Genomic DNA, 23,467 nt, shown 5'->3' with positions numbered 1-23,467 from the left:
AAAAGAATAATTTAAATTCATTTTAAAATAACATCTTATAAAGAGAAAAATACTTTTTCCTTGGTTTTACCGTATCTTTGTTGAAATTTTTTTTCGAGGATCTATGTTAGCAAAGATTAACAACATACTTCACTACTTTAAGTCAAAATTTCCTAAGATTACTAAAATCACTTTAATTTCTGTTTATCTTATTTTCTTAGCAGGCGCTGTAGTAAGAATGACCGGATCTGGAATGGGATGTCCAGATTGGCCAAAATGTTTTGGTTATTTAATCCCTCCAACTTCTGAAGAACAAATCACTTGGCAACCGAATAAGGAGTTTCAAAAAGGAATGATTATCGTTAAAGATGAAACACTTTTTGTAGCTCAAAACGATATTAAAACTTCAAAAGAATTCACTGCTAGCAACTGGGAAAAATACACAAAACACGATTACGCTAAGTTTAACAAATATCATACTTGGACGGAATACATTAACAGATTAGCTTCTGTACTTTCTGGTTTCGTTTTTATCTTTCTAATTTTAGGTTCAATTAAATACTGGAAAGAAAAAAAATCGATTACTCTTTTATCTTTCTTCTCCTTATTTTTAATGGGATTTGAAGCTTGGCTCGGTAAAACTGTTGTTGATTCGAACTTAAAACCAACTATAATCACCATTCATATGGTAGTTGGACTTTTAATTGTAGGAATTTTATTGTACTTGCATTTTACTGTTTCTGAAAGAAAGAATACCTTTAAATACAATGCGCTTTTCAATAAACTTTTAATCTTTTCTGTAATTTTCTCAGTAATCCAAATTGCTATGGGAACTCAAGTAAGACAATTTATTGATGAGCAAGTAAAACAATTTGGTTTTGATAACAAGCAATATAGTTTACTAAATCCTAGTTTTAAATTTTACTTCCACAGGTCTTTTACAATTGCAATTGTGCTAGTTAATTTTGGAATGTTTTATTTGAATCAGATTAAAGACTTAGGTTACAAACTGGTAAACTGGATTGTATTTTTAATATTCTTAGAAACTATAACTGGAATTTTAATGTATTATGCAGAATTCCCTATTGGAACACAAGCTGTGCATTTATTAGCTGGAGCAATTTTATTTGGGTTACAATTTTACCTATGGATGCAAAGTAGAAAATCTACTTCTGCGAAATTAGTATAATTGAAAATGAATATGGTCGTCGTGTCGGACAGCTTGACACCCATGAAATCGTATTTTTTTATTTATTAACCCCAATCTGTTTTTCAAATGTGGCTCAATAAAAAGCTTACTAACCTGTTTCTGTTTTAAAATAGTATTTATTAATAATTTTGTTCCTTTTTCTGAAAACTGAACATCTTTATTAATACTACCAAAAGTTAAATACTTAGGAAAATTGTAAATAAATAAACTACACCTCCTATTTGAGTTGTAATAGTAAGTAAAAAGGTTATTAAAAGATGAAATACTAATTTAAAAACCATAAAAGCTTGAATTTGATTACTGAAAATCCTCTTTAAATAATCTTCTTTTGGTCTCTAAAAATCGCTCTAGGAAAAGTTCTTTTTGTTTCTCTCCTTTTACTTTAAAACTCATTAATAATCCCACACCTAACACAAAAAAAAGAATTACTGGAAACCAATTGCTTTGAATAGCAAAAACTACAATTGCCACTAAAAGAATTACGAGAAAAATTCTAAAACTATAATTCGTAGGAAATACATAATCGTGTTTGAGATCAAATAAATTATCTCCCTTTAAAACGCCTAAAATTTTAATGTTATTAGATTTTGAAGTTCTTTGAAACTCAAAATTTGTAGGACTTATAATTCCTTCGTAATGTTTATCTGAAATTATTTGATGTAATACCTTGAAGAGTTTTTCGTTATTTTCTAATTCCATAGCAGGTATTTTAATCAATATTATTCCACTCTAAAGTTTCCATCATTTTTACCATATCTTTTTTAACATAATCCACAGCAGGCAAAACACTATCGAAGTTAGGTTTAGAATAGAAAAATAATGAAGCTTTTAAAAAGTGCTGCACACTATCGGTAACATGAAATTGTACCTGAGAAGCTGCGTTTCCATAAATGAAATACATTTTCCCGTATACTTTTTTTTCTTTATTAATATAATCTTCTGTATTAGAAATATTATCAGCTTTAACCGTATGTTCAAAAACTAATTTTTCTGCTTCAAGCAACAATTCTTTAAGATTATCTTTAACGGGTCTGTAAGTAATATCTACAGACGCTTTTAATTCTGGGTATTGAATTTTTAACCAATTTTTAGGTAGCGATTTTATTTTTGCCACATTGGAAACCTCAAAAGTATATGGTCTTTCTACATTGATTTTCTGATAATTAGGTTTTGCATAATTCAAACTTAAATATGCTTTCGGTTTTGGTAAAGTTTCACCTCCACAGCTCATTAAAATCAACAATAAAAAACCACACAAATACCTATACATTTCTTGTTACTTTTATCTGTTTTACTCTTTTTCTATCTAAGGCCTCTATGGTAAACGTATAATTCTTGAAGTTTATTTTTTCTCCTTTTCTAGGAAACTTTCCAGATACTTCTAAAATAAAACCGGCTAAAGTTTCACTTTCTCCTTTATCGTCTTCAAAAATACCTTCATCTTCATCTAAAACCCTACACAAATCTCTTACTGTAACTTTACCTTCAAAAATAAAATTATTAGCGTCTAATTTAGAATATGTTAAATCATCATCATCAAACTCATCGTTTATATCTCCAACAATTTCTTCAATTACATCTTCTAAAGTAACAATTCCACTTGTTCCCCCATACTCATCAACCACTATTGCCAAATGATTTTTTCTTTCCTGAAAATCCTTTAATAAATCATCTAACTTTTTATTCTCAGGAACAAAGAATGGTTTTCTTAATAAAGACAACCAATCGAAATTCTTTTTATTTAAGTGTGCTAATAAATCTTTTGCATATAAAACACCTATAATATTATCGATATTTTCTTCGTATACTGGATTTCTTGAATATCCATTTTTTAAGATTGTACTTAAAACTTTATCATAAGAATCTGCGTTTGATATTGCACAAACATCTGTTCTAGGTTTCATAATTTGTACCGTTTCGGTATTTCCGAAAGTAACAATTCCTTCTAGTATTTTTTGTTCATCTTTAGTAGTTGCATTCTCCGAAGTTAACTCTAAAGCTTGTGATAGTCTCTCTACAGATAAATTATTGTTTTTATTTCCTAGTTTTCTTTCAATAATCGTTGTAACACTTGTAAGCGGAATGCTTAATGGACTTAAAATTGCATTTAAAATATCTAAAGGTTTTGCTATAAAACTAGCAAACTGAATAGATTTCCTACTAGCGTATACCTTTGGTAAAACTTCTCCAAACAGTAAAATTAGAAATGTCACCAATCCTACTTGAACTATAATTTTTACTACTGAAGCCGGTATAATGAAGAAAATTAAATCCAAAGAAAAATTCATGTTTCCAAACATAAACTCATCTAGAGAAGCAAAAATTAAAACCACCAAAATATTGATAAAGTTATTAGTGATTAAAATTGTTCCTAAAAGCTTTTGGGGCTTTTCTAATAATTTTACTACTGTATTTTTTCCTTTACTTTTTTCTGAAAGTTCATCTAATTCTGTTTGTGATAATGAAAAAAAGGCAACTTCTGCACCCGAAATTAATGCAGAACAGATTAAAAGAATTAATAAAACTATTAAACTTATTGAATTTAAAAAAGTGGTACTTGCTATAAGTAAAAAATGGGGTTCTGGGTCCAATTCTTAAATTTTGGTTAAACTAGAATGGTAAATCATCGTCTTCATTAGAAACACTTTGACTACTATTTTGCACTGGAGGTTGTGGCTGTTCACTTGGAGTATTTAATTCTTTTTTAGTTGTTAAAAAAGTCATCTCCTGAACATGAATCTCTGTAGTATATCTCTTTTGTCCTTCAACCTCATATTGACGGTTTTTGATTCTACCTTCAAGATACACCTTATCTCCTTTGCTTAAATACTTCTCACAAATTTCGGCAAGTTTATTTCTCACAACAATATTATGCCAATCGGTATTAGAAACCCTTTCACCTGTTTGTCGGTTTGTATATGTTTCATTAGTAGCTAAAGGAAAACGTCCAACCGCATTACCTTCATCAAATCTATACATCTTCACTTCATCTCCTAAGTGACCAATAAGTATTACTTTATTTATTGTTCCTGCCATTATTTACACTTGTGTAATTTCAAATATACGAATTTAGTTTTTGCTTGTTTTGTATTCATTTAAAAAATTATGGATCAAAATTGGAACTGGATAAGTATCAATATTATCCCATTTTACAACCTGTTGATTTGTTGTTTTACCTTCAACTATCCAAAATTTAGTATGCAAATGCTGATGCGATAATTTGTGTACAATATCTTTTGAGTTAAATAATTTAATTTTAGCATCGTTAGGAAAAAAACCGACAAATTCTTCATTTGATATTAACTCTTCTACCTGGATACTTTTTGAAGTTTCAATTAAAGGAAACTCAAACAAACCTTCCCAAATTCCTTTACCTTCTCTTTTTTTCAAGATGGTTTTATTGTCAGCAATTAAAACGAGGTAATTAAAAAAACGTTTTTTTACTTTTAATTTCTTCTCTTTTACAGGAAGAACATCAACTTTACTTTTTTCTAAAGCCACGCAACTTTCATTTAACGGACAAACTGTACAATCTGGACTTTTAGGTTTACATTGAATAGCTCCAAAATCCATTATTGCTTGATTGTATATTCCAATTCTATCAGCATCTATTACTTGTTGAGCTAATTCTTTAAACTCTTTAATTCCTTTTGTAGAATTAATAGCAGTATCTATACCATAATATCTAGCAAGTACTCTATAAACATTTCCATCTACCACCGCTGCTGCCTCATTAAAACAAATAGATGCTATAGCTGAAGCTGTATAATCTCCTACTCCTTTTAATTTTAATAAACCTTTATATGTATTAGGAAACTCTCCATTAAGATCATTTGCGACATGCTTTGCTGTAAAATGTAAATTTCTAGCTCTTGAATAATACCCCAAACCTTGCCATAGTTTCAACACATATTCTTCATCGGCATTTGCTAGATCAAAAACCGTAGGAAAAGCCTCAGTAAACTTCAAATAATAAGGTAAACCTTGCGCAACTCTTGTTTGTTGTAACATGATTTCACTTAACCAAATGTAATATGGATTTTTGGTTTTTCTCCATGGCAATTCTCTGTTGTTTTTTAAATACCAGTCTATCAGTACTTTATTAAATTCCATCAATTTAAAGTTGTATCAACAAAATTACTGCATTTTATTTAGATTTTTTTAAGAACAATTATTTTACGAATTGATTAATTATCATATATTTGCACCCTCGTAAAATTAAATTCACAACATATAATATAAAAGTATATATACAATGACAAAAGCAGATATCGTATCGAAGATTTCAGACAAGACAGGGATAGAGAAGGCAGATGTTTTAGCGACTGTAGAGGCATTTATGTCTGAGGTTAAAGATTCTTTAGAGAGTGGAGATAATGTATATTTAAGAGGTTTTGGAAGCTTTATCATTAAGACTAGAGCAGAAAAAACAGGTAGAAATATTTCTAAAAACACTACAATTAAAATTCCTGCGCACAACATTCCAGCATTTAAGCCTGCTAAGACTTTTACAGAAGGTGTTAAAGCTAAAGTTGCAGTAAAATAAGATATTAACCTACTCTTTAAAAAGAGTTTTAAAACATTTTCAATATGCCTAGTGGTAAAAAAAGAAAGAGAGCTAAGATCTCTACGCACAAAAGGAAAAAAAGAGCAAGAGCAAATCGTCACAAGAAAAAGTAAGTAGAGTACTCTACTTACTTTTTCGTTTGCTTTTAAGAAACACAAAGTTCTTTGAAATTGAGGTTTAAATCCTCAAACTGGTATTACAAAATACCTGCTTAAAATCTTAATCAGTCTTCGTTTTTTAACGTTGACACAAAATTTATTCAGATGAAAACAGAATTAATTATTCGTTCCAATTCTTCTGATATTGATTTTGCCTTATTAAGAGATGGTAGACTTGTTGAGTTAAATAAAGAAACAAGCGACAATAAATTCTCTGTTGGAGATATTTTCCTTGCCAAAATAGGAAAAGTTATGACAGGTTTAAACGCTGCTTTCGTAAATGTTGGTTATCCTAAAGATGGTTTTTTACACTATCATGATTTAGGACCACAAGTACAATCATTAAACAAGTTTATTAAAAAAGTAAGCACGGGTAAATTTAAAGAGTTCACTTTAAAAAACTTCCGCTTTGAAGAAGACATCGACAAAGATGGGGGTATTAACAATGTACTAAAATCAGGTCAAAATTTATTAGTACAAATTGTAAAAGAACCAATATCTACTAAAGGCCCAAGGATAAGCTCAGAATTATCAATTGCCGGTAGATATTTAGTATTAGTCCCTTTTTCTAACAGAGTATCAGTATCTCAGAAAATTACTGATAATAAAGAAAAAGAGCGTTTAAAAAAGCTAGCAAAAAGTATTAAACCAAAGGGGTTTGGACTTATTTTGCGTACTGTTGCTGAAGGTAAAAAAGTAGCAGAGCTTGATAAAGATTTACAAAATTCACTTAATCGTTGGAAAACACTTTGTAAAAGAATTCCAAATACAAACACACCTACAAAGGTTTTAAGTGAATTAGACAGAGCATCTTCTATATTGAGAGATGTAATGAACGATTCTTTTACAAGTATTGTAACAAACGATGAAAGTTTAATGTTAGAAATTAAGGAGTATTTACAAGAAATATCTCCTGATAAAGAAAACATTGTAAAACTTCATAGATCTAACATTCCAATATTTGAAAAATACGGTATAGAGCGCCAAATTAAAACTTCCTTTGGTAGAACCGTATCTATGAGTAAGGGAGCCTATTTAGTTATAGAACATACAGAAGCACTGCATGTTATTGATGTAAATAGTGGTAACCGCTCAAATAAAGCAAAAAATCAAGAAGAAACTGCTTTAGAAGTGAACTTAATTGCTGCTACAGAGATAGCTAGACAATTACAACTTCGCGATATGGGAGGAATTATAGTTGTTGATTTTATTGATATGAAGTCTGCAGAGAACAGACAAAAATTATTTCAGCACTTTAGAGAAGTTATGGCTTTGGATAGAACGAAGCATAAAATATTACCTCCAAGTAAATTTGGACTTGTTCAAATTACAAGACAACGAGTTAGACCTGAACTCGAAATTAAAACACGTGAACCAAATCCTAACAAAAATGGAGAAGTTGAAGCTCCTATTGTTTTAATTGATAAAATTGAAGTAGAATTAGACAAAATAGTTAATAGTCAAACAGAATACAAAGAGATCACTTTAAATGTGCATCCGTTTATCTACGCCTATTTAACTAAAGGTTTATTAAAATCTATTCGCTTTAATTGGCTTTTAAGACATAAAAAATGGATTAAAATTATACCTAGAGATGCGTACCAGTATTTACAGTACCATTTCTCTTACAAGAAAAAAAATAAATAAGGCAATTTTCTTATTAAGAAATCAAAACCTACTTGAAATATTTCAGGTAGGTTTTTTTGTTTAAAACCAGAAACCTAGGTTAAAAACCAAAAACTTATCATCGTGGTCTGGAGACCAAGTATACTTTAATTCTATAGGTCCAATTATAGTTTCTAGTCCATAACCAACCCCATAGCCAGATTTGGTATCTTTTAAGAGCTCTCCTCTTCTAAAAACATTTTTTGCTACTCTACCATAGTTCGCAATTAAACTAATGTAATTCTTCTTAAAAGGTTGATATCGTAAATGAAACTCTGACTTTAAGAACGACTGATCTGTTAATGAAGAAATATCATAACCGTAAAAAGGAATAAAGTTATTGATATAATTTTGGTTATAACCACCAACACGATAATCAAAGATCTCTGAATCCTCTTCACCTAATGTAGCTCCAAATTGATATGAATTTAAGAATGTAAATTTTTCCCAAAAAGTTGTTGCATAACTAAACAATGCGTCTACTTGCGAATATTGATTGAAACCAACACTACCATTTGCAAAGTCGTTAAGACTATTATTTCTATTCGACCACATAAACCACTTGAAGTTCGCATTTACTAAGAATCCTTTTGTAGGAAACATACTTTTGTTATAAGTATCAATATTCAGAAAAGCGAAAGAACTTACATAATTACTATTATCGAAAATAGTTTCTTCATTATTCGTTAGAAATGTTTCAGAAGAAACTTTAAGATTTTTAAACTCCAAACCTAAACCAAAAGCTGTTCTTTTATTAAAAACAGTTTGTGCAAAAACTCTATTCGTAAAATCCCTGTATTCTACATTTATTTTATTTAAGTTGTTTTCATTAAAAAGGACATCAGTTTCAAAAGAATTAAATCTAGAAGAAACTCCATAACTCAATAAAAAACCATTATCTATAAAATACTGAAAATCGTAACGAACATCATCTCCTATAACTAAGTCTAATGAAATTTCGTCGTTTGAAGAAAGTATTTTCTTCTGGTTGTAATTCAGCAACACTCCTGTTTTATATAGTAGATCGTAATGAACACCTAAACTTAAAAAACTTTTAATGTCATTCTCTTTTACAACAACTTCTAACTTTTTCCCTTTGAAAGATTTTTTTAAAGTATAATCGATTCTTTGGAAGTTTTTAGACGCTGTAAGCGTATTTACTTTTTTAGAAATATCTCTATAAGAAGCAGAATCTCCTTCTTTCAATCTTAATTTCCCTAGAATGTAATCTTGAGTATAAAATTTATTCCCTTTGAGAATAATTCGATCAATTAAAAACTGTTTCTCTTTATAAATAATTTCTTTTCGCTCTCTTTTATTCTTTTGTTTTTTAGCAATCTCCTTAAAAATTCTAAGATATGGTTTTACCGATTTTACTCCTGCTTTAATTATCTCAGTTTTTTTATCAAACGAAACGACCGTATAATCTTCGATATCAGGATGAAGATGAATATCTAATTTTTTTACCTGTTGATCAGATTTTTCATACATCTGAAAATTTACAATTTGGCTAAGTAAAGAAGCTACTGAAGATAATTCTTGTCTTTTTAATAATGTTCCTTGGACATTAACTCCAATAATTATATCCAGTCCTTTTTCTTGCATTCTATCTACAGGAAAATTATTGGCAACACCACCATCCATCAATAATCGATTGTCGACTTCTACCGGATTTAATAACGAAGGAAAAGAAGCACTTGCTCTTAAAGCTAAAGGAAGCGAACCTTTTTCTATAACAACCTCTTCTCCTGTTTCAGTATCGGTAGCAACACAGAAGAAAGGAATTGGAAGCTTAGAAAAATCATTCACATCATCTACAGGAGCTAAAAGTTCTGTAAGAAAGTTTAGTACGTTTTGACCTTTAGACAATCCTAAAGGCAGACCAATACTTCCATTTTTTATTGGTAAGCTTACAGCAGTTTTTTCTAAAAATGCTTTTTCAAAATACGATTTATCCTCTCTTGAAATATTATCTTGAATTACTGATAAAAAATCTATATCGGTAATAATACGTTCAATTTGATCTGGACTGTAACCAGAAGCGTACATCCCTCCAATTACAGCTCCCATACTAGTACCACCAATATAATCTATTTGTACATCGAGCTTTTCAAGTTCTCTTAACACACCAACATGAGCAAAACCTTTTGCACCACCTCCACTTAAAACCAAACCAACTTTTGGCTGTTCTTGTCCATAAATGAGGAAAGGTAAAATTAATATTAGTATTAGCTTTTTCATTTCAATTTTTCAGTGTTATAATAGTCGAAAACCTTTTTTGCTCTTGCTTTTCCAACTACTTCAATTAACTCTTCTAAAGTAGCACTTTTAACTCTTTTTGCTGATTTAAATTTTCGTAATAAATTCGTTATCGTTTGTTTACCTACATCTGGAATTTGTTCTAACTCAGACTGAATTGCACTTTTACTTCTTTTATTTCTATGAAATGTAATTCCAAATCGATGCGCTTCATTACGAAGGTATTGTATGATTTTTAAAGATTCAGATTTCTTATCTAAATACAAAGGAACACTATCTCCTGGATAATAAATCTCTTCTAAACGCTTTGCAATACCTATGATAGCAATTTTTCCTCTTAATCCTAAAACATCTAAACTCTTTAATGCAGATGATAACTGTCCTTTACCACCATCAATAACAATTAATTGCGGCAATGGTTTATCTTCCTCTAAAAGTCTTTTATACCTTCTAAAAACCACTTCTTCCATAGAAGCAAAATCATCTGGTCCTTCGACAGTTTTAATATTAAAATGACGGTAATCTTTCTTACTCGGCTTTCCATCTTTAAAAACTACACAAGCGGCTACAGGATTTGTTCCTTGAATATTGGAATTATCAAAACACTCTATATGTCTTGGCTCTTTACTTAAACGTAAATCCTTTTGCATTTGCGCCATAATTCTTTTCGTATGACGATCGGGATCTACAATTTTTATTTGTTTGAATTGTTCTTGTCTGTAATATTTAGCATTACGTAATGATAGATCTACAATTCTCTTTTTATCTCCTAATTTAGGTACAATAACTTTAATTTTTTCGCCTAAATCGAGTTCAAACGGAACATAAACTTCTCTTGATAATGAATTAAATCGCTGACGAGTTTCAACGATAAAAAGTTCTAATAATTCTTTATCGGATTCATCTAATTTCTTCTTGATTTCTGTTGTGTAAGATTGCACAATGGCACCATTCATTATTTTAAAGAAATTCGCATAACCATGCGTTTCATCAGAAATAATTGAAAATACATCAACATTATTGATACTCGGATTTACAATAGTCGACTTTGCTTGATAATTCTTTAATGAATCTAATTTATCTTTAATACGTTGTGCTTCTTCAAAATTCATATCAGCAGCATAATCCATCATAATATTATGCAAACTTTCAAGACTTTCTTTAAAGTTTCCTTTGATGATATTTCTTATCGCTCTAACATTACTAACATAAGAATCTTCATCTTGATAAGCTTCACAAGGTCCTTTACAATTTTTAAGATGATACTCTAAACAAACTTTGTATTTTCCTGATTGTATTTTTGGTTCGCTAAGATCATAATTACAGGTACGAAGAGGATATAACTGCTTAATTAAATCTAGTAAATTATGTACTGTTTTTACACTTGTGTACGGACCAAAATATTCTGACCCATCTTTAATAACTCTTCTTGTTATGAATATTCTTGGGAAACGTTCTTTTTTAATACAAATCCAAGGATACGATTTGTCATCTTTTAACAACACATTATACCTTGGTTGATATTTCTTTATTAAGTTATTTTCTAATAATAAAGCATCTGTTTCTGTATCGACCACAATATGCTCAATCTTCACTATTTTTTTTACTAAAACTCTAGTCTTACCGTATTCATGATTTTTAGTAAAATATGAAGAAACTCGTTTCTTTAAATTCTTTGCTTTACCAACATAAATAATAGTGTCTTCTTTATCAAAATATTGATAAACTCCTGGTGAATTGGGTAACGTTTTTATTTGTAGTTCTAAGTCTGTTGGCATATAACGAAAATACAATTTATTCAATTAAGTTAAATTGAATCTAAGAAATTGTAGTTATAAATTAAATTGCTTTCTCTAGAGTAAAAGAAAACTCTGAACCTTCGCCAAAAGTACTTTTTAATAAAATTGTTTCGTTATGTGCTTCTATAATGTGCTTTACAATTGAAAGCCCAAGTCCTGAACCTCCTTGTTCTCTAGATCTACTCTGATCTACACGATAGAAACGCTCAAACAATCTAGGAATATGTTCTTGTTTAATTCCTTCTCCGTCATCAGAAATCTTAATTACAAACTTGTTTTCGTTATACGATTCAACACTTGCAGTAGTAACTCCATCAACTTTACCGTACTTAATAGAATTTACAATTAAGTTAATTAGTACTTGTTCTATTCGTTCTACATCTCCTTTTACAAAAAGAGGAAAATCATAAACCTTATCGAAAACTAACTGGATATTTCTCTTTTTAGCTTTCATTTCGAACAGGTCGAAAACCGTTTGAATTAATTCAATAATATTAAAAGGTTCTATTTTCATTTTCATTCCATCTGTTTCTAATTTGGCAATCATATCCAAATCTTTCACTATGGAAGTTAAACGCTCTACACCTTTATTTGCTCTTTCTAAATATTTATCTCGGATTACTTTATCGTTGGCTGCTCCTTCAATTAAAGTTAAAATATAACCTTGGACAGTAAAAAGGGGGGTCTTTAATTCATGAGCAACATTCCCTAAGAAATCTCTACGAAATGAATCTCTTTCAGTTAAATTAGCAATCTCTTCTTTTTTATCTTCTACATATTCTTGAACGGTTTTTGTAAAATCTTCAATATCTGTAGTAATTTTATCTCTCTTTAAATCTTGAATATCTAGAATAGAAATATCTTGATACAACTTCTTAACCCTTTGGTATATAAAATGTTCTGCTCTGTACTGAATTACAAAAAACGAAATTGTAAACAGTAGTATTCCGAAGATAATAATAGCAACTAAACCTAACGATTTAAAAAATGACAAATACGAAAAAACAGCAATAACAACTGATATTACTGTTAAATACATCGCAGAAGTAAGTGCGTATCTATATGTTTTTCTTAGCTTATTCAATAATAAATTAAAATTTATTTATCTGTTTCTAAAACAAATTTATAACCAACACCTTTAACAGTTTTAAAGTGATGATCTCCGATTTTTTCTCTTAATTTTCTAATATGAACATCAATAGTTCTACCTCCTACTACAACTTCATTACCCCAAACACTATCTAAGATTGTTTCTCTTTTAAAAACTTTTCCTGGCTTAGAAGTTAACAAAGAGAATAACTCAAACTCTTTTCTCGGTAATGTAATTTTTTCATCTCCTTTAAATACTACATACTCATCTCTATTAATTAAAATATCTCCAATTTTTGTAGTAGCTTCAGAAACTGTATCTGTTTTAAGTCTTCTTAATAATGATTTAATTTTACTTACCAATACTTTTGGTTTAATTGGTTTTGTAATATAATCATCTGCACCAGCATCAAAACCGGCTACTTGAGAATAATCTTCTCCACGAGCTGTTAAGAAAGAAATTATAACATTCTCTAAAGGTTTAATATCTCTAATTTTCTCACAAGCTTCGATACCATCCATTTCTGGCATCATTATATCTAATAAAATTAAATGTGGTGTAATTTTTCTAGCGATTTTAACCCCTTCCAATCCATTAGTTGCTGTAAAAACTTGATAACCTTCAGATCTTAGATTATACCCTACAATCTCTAAAATATCTGGCTCATCATCAACTAATAAAATTTTAATATCGTTAGTATTCATACTGTTATAATTATTGTGCAAAACAACCCAAAAGTAACGATAAATTAACAAAAACAGTTAAAGAGATTTTAAGTTAATGTTGATTTAATATTAATAAAAATGTTTTATCTAATTATTAAACATTAGACGCTTAACATTAAATTAATCTAAAAAAACTAACAAAAAGTCGGATAATTCCCTAATTTTGAGAGCATTTTTTTTAAAACGGGATAACATGAAAAAAAATTACTTTTTAACTTTTTTACTAACTTTTTTATTTAGTTCTGCTTTTTCTCAGGACTTAATTATAACTGGAGCTATTGATGGCCCTTTACCTTCAGGTGCTCCAAAAGCTATTGAATTATATGCAGTAAATAACATTGCTGATTTAAGTATTTATGGTATTGAATCTACAACAAATGGTGCCGCTGCGGCTGGAGCTGAGTATACATTTCCTGCTGATGCGGTAACAGCAGGTTCATACATTTACTTATCCTTTGAAGATACACTTATTAATCAGTATTTAGGAATAACCCCTCAATATGTTGATAATGTAATAAACGTAAATGGGGATGATACTGTGATTTTGTATAAAAATGGAACAATCGAAGATCTATTAGGAAGGATTGGTGAAGATGGTACTGGTAAAGATTGGGATTATGTCGATGGATGGGCATACAGAAAAGACGGGCAAGGACCAAGTGCTACTTTTGATCCAAATCAATGGACATTTAGTGGACCAAATGCTGTTGATGGATGTGATAAAAGTGATGATTCTGGAATAAACGCTGACTGTTCTTCTGTATTTCCTGTTGGAACATACACAGCCACAGCTTCTACGACACCTTCATTAACAATCAGTTCTCCTTCAAACGGATCTACAATATCTTTTACAGATATGGCAACAGTTAAGTTTTCAGTAAGTAATTTCAACATTGCTGCAGGAGGTACAGGAGACGGTTATATAAAGTGGACATTAAATAGTGTAGCTCAAGCTGATAAATTTGATACTGATGACATCACTTTTGCTACTACAGGCGGAACAACTTACGAAGTATTTATGGAGTTAGTTGATAATGCTGGAAATGCTTTATCAACTCCTGTTAATCAAACAATTTCTTTTACTGTAGGACTTCCTTGTGACATTCAAATCAGTACGATCACAACATCATGTGTTGCAGAAACTTCTGGTATAGACACTTACAATGTTTCTATTGATTTCACAGGAGGAGGAACCTCAACTTATATGTTAACAACTGACAATGGAACAATAGGAGGAGATAATCCTTCAATGATGGCAACAGGAACAATTACTATCTCTGGAATAACCGAAGGAACAAATATTATTTTTACTGTTAAAGGAGATACTAGCAATAGTAGTTGTGATTTTACGAGAAATATTTCAAGTCCAACCTGTAAAGGCTTACCTTTTATTGAAACCTTTGATTATGCTGACACCTCTGTTTTATCTGATCAAGCAGACTGGGAAAGTGTAAACTCTGGAGATGACATAGTTACTACTACAGGTAGTTTAACTTATAGTGGACTAAAGCCTTCCGAAGGAAATAAAATTACGTTTAATGGATCAGGAGCTGAATCTTTTACTAAATTTACTGATGTATCTTCAGGTACAATATATAGTTCTTTTCTATTAAAAATTTCTGCTTTCCAAACTGGTAGTAATCCTGACACTGCAGATGGTGGATATTTTGCTGGTTTAGCTGCAGGCACATCATCTTATGATGCTAGATTATGGGTTAGACCGAATCCAGACACTAGCGGAACTACATTTGATATTGGTTTTGGACCAGAAAGCTCAAATCCTCCTTTTACAACATCTACTTATAATTTAGGAGATGTATTATTTATCGTAATGGCTTACGATTTAGATAATGATGTTGTAAGCTTATGGATTAATCCAGATGTTGCAACTTTTGAAGGAGCTGCACCTACAGCAGATTTAGGAGGAAATGACACAAACGCACCATCTTCTATTAACACTTTTATTTTAAGACAGGATTCAACAAATGAAACTCCTACTATTGAAATTGATGAATTAAGAATAGCTAAAACTTGGGCTGAAGTTACTCCTAAAGATAATTCTACAGCTTCTGTAATAGAAAATGAAATAGATGGTTTTGGAGTGTATCCTAACCCTACAAATAACAAAACATTCACACTTACTTCTGCTTCAGTTGATGTAAAAGACATTCAAATCTTTAACATGATTGGTAAAAAAGTATATGAAACTTCTGTTTCAGGAACTAAAAAAGATGTAAATGTTTCATCTATTAGTTCAGGAATGTACATCTTAAAAGTAGTAGAATCTAATAAAGTAGCTACACAAAGATTAATTATTAAATAATGAATTATACTTTATAATATATTGTTGGTAAAAAGAGAGGATAAAACCTCTCTTTTTCATTTATAAAAAACATAGTATCTTTCTTATCATGAAAAAAGTTTTCTTTCTAATTCTTGGTTTATCTGTAACTTTTGGATTTTCTCAATCTAACTACAAAAAATTCAAAAAGCTTTCTTCTCCTAAAAAATGGTGGGTTATTTTCCATCCTTTTAAAGCAAAAAAAGCTTTGGAAATTTCTAAAGAAGCTAATCGTGTTTCAGATAGTATTCGAAAAACTAATTTATTAGATGGTGATCATGCTGGTGGACAAGTAGATGCTTTTAGACATGGATATTGGATGGCTAGGCTACGACAAGAATTAGGAAAATCTGCTGCAAAATCTCTTGGCAAAGCACACGAGAAAGAAAATTATTTAATGTATAAAAAGCGAAAATTAGAAGAAGGTGTTGTTCCTGATGAGATTTCTTCTGAAATGGATTTATTTAATAATGATGTGGGACTTTCTTTAACTACTAAAAATTGTAAAACTCCCAGAAACGGACTTATCTACAAAGTAATTAACACCATTAAAAAAGGAAAAATGAAAGTTATTAAGAAAAACCAAAAAGGCGAGTTCTTAACGTGTGATGGAAAATTAATTAAACCTGATTCTTTGAAAGGAAGGTGGAAAAACAATAAATGTCTGGTTAATTCTGACTACAAAAGAAGTTAATGATACTTTACTTTTCTAAGTACTCTATTTACTTCCTTATATTTAATATAAGTCGTTTTATCTTCTAAGTTTTTTATATAATCTTTAGCTTTTTCTAATTGTTCTCTAGCATCTAAAAATCCGTTTAAATAACAGATTAAATAGTTGTTAGGTAATCGATATACATCTTCATGCTCTGTTACTGATAAAGGGATATTATTTTCAATATTGTTAACTATATTATTACTATTCTCGTAAATATGATTAATAATCTTACTGTCGTAAGTTGGAGGCTCAAATAAAAATTCTTTTATGATATCTAGTTTTCCGTTATTTTTAAAATGAACAATTGTTTTTTCTAACGGATATTTTACCTCGTCTTTCTCTAAACCTAAAGTTATATATTCTATAATTATAAAAGAATGATGGTTTATTTTGATTTTTACTTCATCTAATGCTGAATAAAAAAGCTGTACTTGCTCATTGATTAATTCAATATCAACTCTAGAATAAAACTCTTCTTCATTTACCATTGTTTTTTTTCCTGCCCAGCATAAAACAAACTGTTCCTTAAAAACTTTATATTTAGGATGATATTCGTCTTTATGTCTATTAAAAAAATCGAAAACTCCATCGAGTGTTAGTTCAATATTATTTCTAGCATTTTTCTCAATAGACTCTACAATTTCTCTATTACTATTAGGTAGTTTGAATTCTTCCAGTAATGGCATTGAATTACTTCCTCTTCTGTAAAAGACAGTTCCTCTAGGATATTTCCATATAAACTTAGATAAATGAGAAATTTTCTCTTTAGGATGAATGGTAACTAATCCTATAACTTTATACCGAGGTAAACCTGGAAAAGGTATGTTTTCGTATTGAATATTAGGTGGATTTATTAAATAGGCGTTAACTAAATTTTGAATTTTACTATCATCAAAAAAGTCAACACCTATTACTTCATTGTCTTCATCACGAATACCAATTAAGATATATGAATTATTTTCTGGATTAGAATTAGATAAGGCGCATATATGTTTTATAAACTTTGCTTTTCCTTCTTTACTACCTAATGAAAGTCGTTGTTTTTTATCGTAAAAACTGTTTTCATCATTATGAGAAAGCAAATTTTTTATAAGCAGCCTTTTATTAATCATACTAAGCTACTTTATGACCTCTACTAGCCTCATAAAGCACGAACCAATCTTGTAAATCTAGATTAATTTGTAAAGCTTGGTTTGACATTTTTATTCTTTCTTTATTCGAGGTACCAATAACCGGAGCAACATTACAAGGATGTTTTAAAATCCAAGCTAATAATAACTGATCGCTAGTTGCATTATACTTATCGCACATTGGTTTTAAAACCTGTTGAACTCTCTCTGCTTGCTCAGTTTCTAAACCAAAGAAACCTCCTAGAGGACTCCAACTCATTACTTTCATATCTTCTTTAATTAGATAATCTAAAGTACCTTGATCTATTGCTGAATTTTGAACCAACGAAAACTCTAATTGATTACATGTTAATGGAGTTTTCTTCTTTAACAACTCCATTTGACTTGCAGTAAAGTTTGAAACTCCAAAATCTATAATTTTTCCTTCTTCCTGAAGTTTAACAACTGCCTCATTAATTTCTTCAGATTGCATTAAAGGACTTGGCCTGTGTAACAGTAAAACATCTAAATAATCTGTTTTTAAATTCTTTAAAGATTGTTCTACACTCCAAATGATATATTCTTTAGAATAATCGTAAAATTTAACTCTATTATCTGGCCTTTCTTCTGTGATGTATTGAATTCCGCATTTAGATATCAATTGAATTTGCTCTCGTTCTATACCACTTTCAGCAAATGCTTTTCCAAAAGCTGCTTCAGTTGTATATCCACCATAAATATCTGCATGATCGAAAGTAATATTTCCTTCTTCAACACAAAAATGTATAAGATCGGTCATTTCTTTAGTTGAGAAGTTTTTACCCCATACACCCCAAGACATGCAGCCTATTATAATATCTGAAAGTTTAGTTTTCATTCTTATTTAACATTGTAGCACTTGCTTGTGCTGTTGGATAAACGATTAAATCTTCTATGTTTACATGATATGGTCTTGTGACTACAAAATGAATAATATCTGCAATATCTTCCGCTTGAAGTGCCTTGTAACCTTTGTAAACTTGCTTTGCTCTTTCTGAATCTCCTTTAAAACGAACATCAGAAAACTCTGTTTCTACTAAACCTGGATGAATTCCGCTTACTCGAATATTGTATTGATTTAAATCTAATCGCATTGATTTATTTAAAGCATTTACAGCAAATTTTGAAGCACAATATACATTTCCGTTCGGGTATACTTCTTTCCCAGCAATAGATCCAATATTTACAATAAAACCTTGGTTTCTATCTATCATTGTTGGAATTATTGCTTTAGAAACATATAACAAGCCTTTTACGTTACCATCAATCATAGCATCCCAATCATCTAAACTACCTTCTTGAATTGAATGTAATCCGTGGGCATTTCCTGCATTATTAATTAAAATATCTATCGCTTTAAATTCTGATGGAATACTCTCAATAGCTTTAAAAACATCCTCTCTAAAACGTACATCGAACTGAAGTGTGTGTACTTTGGTTTGTTTTGATAGCTCTTTTTCTAATTCATTTAATTTTTCTGATCTTCTACCACATAAAATTAAATTATAATTCTGTTCTGCAAATACATAAGCACAAGCTTTACCTATTCCAGATGTAGCACCAGTAATTAGTACGGTTGACATAAATTTTATTATTTACTATAAAAGTAAAACTTTTAATGTAAACCTTAAGTTATATAAAAAGAAAAAACCGCCCTCCTGGGGCGGCATCTCTAATTGGTTATTTAAGAATAACCAACCAAAAATCAACTAACCAAACTTTATTTTAATACTTTTCTTGTAATTTCTTTTCTTTTTACTTTAGTACGTTTTCTATTACTATTCCTTACTGGTTTTTTAGAACCATTTGCATTTTCTCCTTTTAAGAACTGAATGAATCCTCTACCATTAAATACATATGTTGTTCCTGTACTGATATGGTATAATTCTATCTCACCATCATTAACAACGCTCAGTTCAAACTCTTCAGTATCTCCTCCATCATAATTTAGTGTTAAAAACTTAAGATCGTCGTAATCCCTTATATCATCTATTGTATAGCTCCCTACAAAGTCCCAATTAATAGAAGCAACATTTGTGCCAAAATTATCGTGAGATGAGTAAAAAGTTGTATTATTTTCTGGCGTAAATTGTAAATAACGCTCATTATCAAACGGATTTGGTGCACCATTTCTAGTGGCTACTCTTTCCCAAGCAACATACTCTTGTAAAAAGAACTCAATATTGTCATAAAACAACTTGTCATAATCAAAATTGTTTCTTTGGTAACCTATTAAAAAATAACTCACATTATTATTTAAATCATTTAATCGGATTTCATTATTACTTAATTCTATCACTTCAAAACTGTAATTTCCGTCTTGTGTGTGAAAAGTTTCAATAACTCCATCATCAAAAGTTCTATAACTTCCTACATTTATTCCCAACCCATTTCCTGTTAAACCAATATCAACAATATTATTGTTTGCATACATATTTCCATTTAAAAAAGAAACTGTAAATGCTTTTGATAAAAATGGAATTTCTGCACTTCCTTGAGTTCTGTGAAAATCTACATACCATAAATCATAACCAGAAACAATTGCTTCTGTAGGCACAATATTTTCTACAATGATTTCTTCATTTCTTACAACACAAGAAGTTAAAGTTGTGACGGCTACAAATAGCGTTAAAAGTAATTTTACTGTTTTCATAAGTTTAAGTTTTACGGTTATATGGAAATAATTTCAAAATACGTGCCAAAAAAATAAAGCCGCTCTTTCGAACGACTTTATTAAACTATTTTTCTTATTTATTTTTATTGATACAACACTTGTTCACCTTCAGTTAACCCACTGTATTTAAAATACTTTACCTCGCCTTTTTCTATATAACTTATCACAACTTCATTTCCGTCTAATTTAAATGGAAAATCTTCTTTAGAGGTATCTTTTGGAGGCGTATTTCCATATTCATTTTTTGGATCTTCATGTAATTGAAAATCATCAGATTGATTTCTAAACTGTCCTAATATTGAAGTTTGATTTCCATTTTCCTTATAACTTACTGGTGCTTTCCTTCCTCTGTAAAATATATGTTCAAACTTTATTTTTTGTTCAGCAGAATATACAATATTGATATTAACTCCAGAAACACCTCGCACACCTCCTACCCAACTTGTGTACGTTCCTGATAAAACCTTAAAAGGTGGCTTCTTTTCAAATTGGTAGCTTCCGCAACTCACAATAGCCAAAATAAAAAGTGGGAAAATTATCTTTTTGCTCTTAATTATCTTCATAATATGTATTTTCTAAATGTTTTTTCAAGGATCATACCAATGTACAAATTTAAATGAAACCTTTTTTATAGTTTTAACGCATGATACAACTAAGTTATTGGGAAATTAAAGAATGGTTTACAAATGTAGACTATACCATAGTTGGTAGTGGAATTGTAGGATTAAATTGTGCTTTACAGTTAAAACAACGATTTCCTAAATCAAATATTTTAATTGTAGAAAAAGGTATTTTACCTCATGGTGCAAGCACTAAAAATGCTGGATTTGCTTGTTTTGGAAGTTTATCTGAACTTGTTGATGATTTACAAAATCACACAGAAGATGAAGTGTTAGGCTTAGTTAAAAAACGTTGGAATGGCTTACAATTATTACGAAAAAACTTAGGTGATAAAAATATTGATTTTCAACAAAACAAAGGTTTTGAATTGTTTCAAAACAAGGAACTTTTAGATAGTTGTTTGTCTCAAAAAGAAACAATTAATAAGTTACTTTCAGGTGTTTTTGATACTCCCGTATTTTCAACATCAAGCAATACTTTTAACTTCAAAAAAATTGAAGAGAAATATATTATAAATAATTACGAAGGTCAGATTGACACAGGAAAAATGATGCATGAACTTCTTAAAAAAGTTCAATCACTTGGAGTTAAAATCATCAACAATATTACTGTTGAGGAAATTCAAGATCACAAAAACGCTGTTCATATAAAAACTAACTTACTAACCTTTAATTCAAATAAAGTTTTTATCGCCACAAATGGATTTTCTAAAACTTTATTAAATGAGGATATTAAGCCAGCTAGAGCTCAAGTTTTAATTACAGAACCTATTAAAAACCTTCATATTAAAGGAACTTTTCATTTAGACAAAGGATATTATTATTTTAGAAATATTAATGATCGTATTTTGTTTGGAGGTGGTAGAAATTTAGATTTTAAAACTGAAGAAACCACTGAGTTTTCTCTAACAGAATTGATTCAAAAGAAATTAGAAGAAATTTTAAAGAATACTATTTTACCAAATACCGCTTTTGAAATTGATCATCGATGGAGCGGAATTATGGGAATAGGAAATCAGAAAAAAAGTATCGTAAAACCAATATCAGAAAATGTATTTTGCGGAATACGATTAGGCGGAATGGGTGTTGCTATTGGTAGTTTAATCGGACAAGAATTAGCGGATTTATTATGAGTATAAAAGAAAAACTATATCAAGAATGTGTTTTTTATGTTGAAAAACGAGAACAAACAATACAAGAAATTATAAATTCCAACAAAAAAGCATTACTATCTGAAACCAAAAGTTCGGCTGGTGACAAGCATGAAACTGGACGAGCTATGCTGCAATTAGAAATGGAAAAAGCTAGTCAGCAAATTGCTGTCGTACATCAAATGAAAGAAACTTTAGCTAAAGTTGATACCGCAAATTCTCACGATTTAGTCCGTTTAGGTAGTGTTATTATCACTGAAAAAATAAATTACTTTATCGCAATAAGTTTAGGTAAAACAACTATTGATAATAAAGATTATTTTATTATTTCTAGTTCTTCACCAATTGGAAAAATGTTCTTGGGTAAAAAGGAAGGCGATAAAGTTGTTTTCAATGGAAACTCGATAACAATACAATCTATTCTCTAAAATTGATAAACCTTTCCGATCTAACTTCTAATTCAAATTCACTAGCAATAAAAAGACTTTGGCTATCGTAAGCTACTTCAACCAACCAGTAAAATCCTTTAAAATAATTCTTAAGTACTTTTACTTTAAATTCTGAATCTTCTACAAACTTTATTTGATGTGGGTAAAACAGTTTTGTTTCATTATTAATTACAACTTCGTTTACATCATCAAATAGAGCTGCCACATATTTATTGTTTCTTTTTTGATACAATTCAGATGGAGTTCCGGAAGCTATAATTTTATTGTGTTGAATTACAATTAACTGATCTGAAAATGACAAAGCATCGTTACCATCGTGAGTTGCTACTATACAAGCAATTTTATTCTTTTTTAGATACGAAAAAAGATTTCTTCTTAAAGCATTTTTTTTAAAATTATCAATCTGACTAAAAGGTTCATCTAACAATAATAATTCTGGCTCCTTTGCTAAAGCTTTTGCTATTGCGACACGCTGTTGCTGGCCTCCACTTAAGTTTTTTACTTTTTCATTTGCATACGCTTTCATTTCTATAACATCTAACAATTCATTTGTTCTTCTTTCAGACTCTTCTGGATAAAATCTAGATAAGAATTTTGAGATGTTTTCTGCAACTGTTATGTAAGGCATTAAATCGAAGTTTTGAGGAACGTATTTAAAAAAATCCATTCCAGGAACTAAATGATAAGCTGGACCTAAAACTTCTTGATCTTTCCAAAAGATATTTCCTTCATCAAGATCTAATAATCCGTAAATAACTTTCAATAATGTTGATTTTCCACATCCACTTTCACCCATAACACTTAAATGTTCGCCTTCTGAAATTTTCAAGCTGATATTCTTAAGAATTTTCTTTTTTTCTGAATATGAAAATGTAATATTATTTACTTGTAGCATGAGTGTAAAAATAAACCTA

Annotated in this window: 22 protein-coding genes; 7 read left to right on the top strand and 15 right to left on the bottom strand. The window is 29.8% G+C overall.

Annotated elements, in window-relative coordinates:
• Positions 1-103: 103 nt before the first annotated feature.
• The gene (locus Q1A46_RS00160) at positions 104-1,168 is read left to right on the top strand and encodes a heme A synthase (protein ID WP_299672564.1); all 1,065 of its coding nucleotides are present in this window, start codon (positions 104-106) and stop codon (positions 1,166-1,168) included.
• Between the two features lie 318 nt (positions 1,169-1,486).
• On the opposite strand, the gene Q1A46_RS00155 is transcribed toward Q1A46_RS00160, so the two are convergent.
• From Q1A46_RS00155 to mutY, 5 genes are read right to left on the bottom strand one after another with little or no spacing between them, the layout of a single operon-like run.
• Positions 1,487-1,888, bottom strand: coding sequence for a hypothetical protein (locus tag Q1A46_RS00155; protein WP_299672557.1), 402 nt, complete (start codon positions 1,886-1,888; stop codon positions 1,487-1,489).
• 10 nt (positions 1,889-1,898) lie between these two features.
• A complete protein-coding gene (gene gldD, locus Q1A46_RS00150) occupies positions 1,899-2,459 on the bottom strand; it encodes a gliding motility lipoprotein GldD (protein WP_299672554.1) in 561 nt (186 codons plus the stop codon).
• Positions 2,452-3,780, bottom strand: coding sequence for a gliding motility-associated protein GldE (gldE, locus tag Q1A46_RS00145; RefSeq protein WP_299672551.1), 1,329 nt, complete (start codon positions 3,778-3,780; stop codon positions 2,452-2,454). Before gldE ends, gldD begins: the two co-directional genes overlap by 8 nt.
• Positions 3,781-3,799: 19 nt before the next feature.
• A complete protein-coding gene (locus Q1A46_RS00140; RefSeq protein WP_299672548.1) occupies positions 3,800-4,225 on the bottom strand; it encodes a single-stranded DNA-binding protein in 426 nt (141 codons plus the stop codon).
• A gap of 33 nt (positions 4,226-4,258) precedes the next feature.
• Positions 4,259-5,302: an A/G-specific adenine glycosylase gene (mutY, locus tag Q1A46_RS00135; RefSeq protein ID WP_299672545.1), complete on the bottom strand. Its 1,044-nt coding sequence runs from the start codon at positions 5,300-5,302 to the stop codon at positions 4,259-4,261.
• A 142-nt stretch (positions 5,303-5,444) separates the two neighbouring features.
• Here mutY and Q1A46_RS00130 point away from each other — a divergent pair, with 142 nt between their 5' ends.
• The gene (locus Q1A46_RS00130) at positions 5,445-5,735 is read left to right on the top strand and encodes an HU family DNA-binding protein (RefSeq protein WP_075340504.1); all 291 of its coding nucleotides are present in this window, start codon (positions 5,445-5,447) and stop codon (positions 5,733-5,735) included.
• Between the two features lie 284 nt (positions 5,736-6,019).
• The gene (locus Q1A46_RS00125; protein ID WP_299672543.1) at positions 6,020-7,561 is read left to right on the top strand and encodes a ribonuclease E/G; all 1,542 of its coding nucleotides are present in this window, start codon (positions 6,020-6,022) and stop codon (positions 7,559-7,561) included.
• A gap of 60 nt (positions 7,562-7,621) precedes the next feature.
• On the opposite strand, the gene Q1A46_RS00120 is transcribed toward Q1A46_RS00125, so the two are convergent.
• The 4 genes from Q1A46_RS00120 to Q1A46_RS00105 all read right to left on the bottom strand — a co-directional run bounded on the left by Q1A46_RS00120 (position 7,622) and on the right by Q1A46_RS00105 (position 13,431).
• Entirely contained in the window at positions 7,622-9,820 is a 2,199-nt protein-coding gene (locus Q1A46_RS00120) for a patatin-like phospholipase family protein (RefSeq protein WP_299672541.1), read from the bottom strand.
• On the bottom strand, positions 9,817-11,616 hold the full coding sequence (gene uvrC, locus Q1A46_RS00115) for an excinuclease ABC subunit UvrC (protein WP_299672539.1): 1,800 nt from the start codon (positions 11,614-11,616) through the stop codon (positions 9,817-9,819). Before uvrC ends, Q1A46_RS00120 begins: the two co-directional genes overlap by 4 nt.
• Positions 11,617-11,677: 61 nt before the next feature.
• Positions 11,678-12,676 carry a cell wall metabolism sensor histidine kinase WalK gene (locus Q1A46_RS00110; RefSeq protein WP_299673182.1) on the bottom strand — a complete coding sequence of 333 codons (999 nt, stop codon included), beginning with the start codon at positions 12,674-12,676 and terminating at the stop codon, positions 11,678-11,680.
• A 59-nt stretch (positions 12,677-12,735) separates the two neighbouring features.
• A complete protein-coding gene (locus Q1A46_RS00105; RefSeq protein ID WP_299672536.1) occupies positions 12,736-13,431 on the bottom strand; it encodes a response regulator transcription factor in 696 nt (231 codons plus the stop codon).
• 214 nt (positions 13,432-13,645) lie between these two features.
• Between Q1A46_RS00105 and Q1A46_RS00100 the strand changes: the two genes are divergently transcribed.
• Both Q1A46_RS00100 and Q1A46_RS00095 read left to right on the top strand, forming a co-directional pair.
• The gene (locus Q1A46_RS00100) at positions 13,646-15,775 is read left to right on the top strand and encodes a T9SS type A sorting domain-containing protein (protein WP_299672534.1); all 2,130 of its coding nucleotides are present in this window, start codon (positions 13,646-13,648) and stop codon (positions 15,773-15,775) included.
• Between the two features lie 88 nt (positions 15,776-15,863).
• Complete coding sequence (locus tag Q1A46_RS00095; protein ID WP_299672532.1) at positions 15,864-16,487, top strand: hypothetical protein; 624 nt, start codon at positions 15,864-15,866, stop codon at positions 16,485-16,487.
• Here the strand turns inward: Q1A46_RS00095 and Q1A46_RS00090 are convergent.
• The 5 genes from Q1A46_RS00090 to Q1A46_RS00070 form a co-directional block, all read right to left on the bottom strand.
• The gene (locus tag Q1A46_RS00090) at positions 16,484-17,623 is read right to left on the bottom strand and encodes an ATP-binding protein (protein WP_299672530.1); all 1,140 of its coding nucleotides are present in this window, start codon (positions 17,621-17,623) and stop codon (positions 16,484-16,486) included. The genes Q1A46_RS00095 and Q1A46_RS00090 overlap by 4 nt on opposite strands.
• A gap of 1 nt (position 17,624) precedes the next feature.
• Positions 17,625-18,497: an aldo/keto reductase family oxidoreductase gene (locus tag Q1A46_RS00085; protein WP_299672528.1), complete on the bottom strand. Its 873-nt coding sequence runs from the start codon at positions 18,495-18,497 to the stop codon at positions 17,625-17,627.
• The gene (locus Q1A46_RS00080; protein ID WP_299672526.1) at positions 18,487-19,242 is read right to left on the bottom strand and encodes an SDR family NAD(P)-dependent oxidoreductase; all 756 of its coding nucleotides are present in this window, start codon (positions 19,240-19,242) and stop codon (positions 18,487-18,489) included. The genes Q1A46_RS00085 and Q1A46_RS00080 overlap by 11 nt, the downstream gene beginning before the upstream one ends.
• 137 nt (positions 19,243-19,379) lie before the next feature.
• On the bottom strand, positions 19,380-20,312 hold the full coding sequence (locus Q1A46_RS00075) for a hypothetical protein (protein WP_299672523.1): 933 nt from the start codon (positions 20,310-20,312) through the stop codon (positions 19,380-19,382).
• Positions 20,313-20,416: 104 nt separating this feature from the next.
• A complete protein-coding gene (locus Q1A46_RS00070; protein ID WP_299672520.1) occupies positions 20,417-20,896 on the bottom strand; it encodes a hypothetical protein in 480 nt (159 codons plus the stop codon).
• Positions 20,897-20,979: 83 nt separating this feature from the next.
• Between Q1A46_RS00070 and Q1A46_RS00065 the strand changes: the two genes are divergently transcribed.
• Together Q1A46_RS00065 and Q1A46_RS00060 are read left to right on the top strand one after the other, a co-directional pair.
• A complete protein-coding gene (locus Q1A46_RS00065) occupies positions 20,980-22,086 on the top strand; it encodes an FAD-binding oxidoreductase (protein WP_299673180.1) in 1,107 nt (368 codons plus the stop codon).
• Positions 22,083-22,532 (top strand): 3-oxoacyl-ACP synthase, encoded by a 450-nt coding sequence (locus tag Q1A46_RS00060; protein ID WP_299672517.1) that lies wholly within the window; start codon positions 22,083-22,085, stop codon positions 22,530-22,532. The genes Q1A46_RS00065 and Q1A46_RS00060 overlap by 4 nt, the downstream gene beginning before the upstream one ends.
• On the opposite strand, the gene Q1A46_RS00055 is transcribed toward Q1A46_RS00060, so the two are convergent.
• The gene (locus Q1A46_RS00055; protein ID WP_299672514.1) at positions 22,522-23,448 is read right to left on the bottom strand and encodes an ABC transporter ATP-binding protein; all 927 of its coding nucleotides are present in this window, start codon (positions 23,446-23,448) and stop codon (positions 22,522-22,524) included. The genes Q1A46_RS00060 and Q1A46_RS00055 overlap by 11 nt on opposite strands.
• Positions 23,449-23,467: the final 19 nt, after the last annotated feature.

The organism is uncultured Tenacibaculum sp. (genome assembly GCF_947502995.1).
In the GTDB taxonomy this organism is placed as follows: Bacteria; Bacteroidota; Bacteroidia; order Flavobacteriales; family Flavobacteriaceae; genus Polaribacter.
The sequence above is the reverse complement of the archived record's forward strand: the minus strand, read 5'-3'. Positions and strand labels throughout refer to the sequence as shown.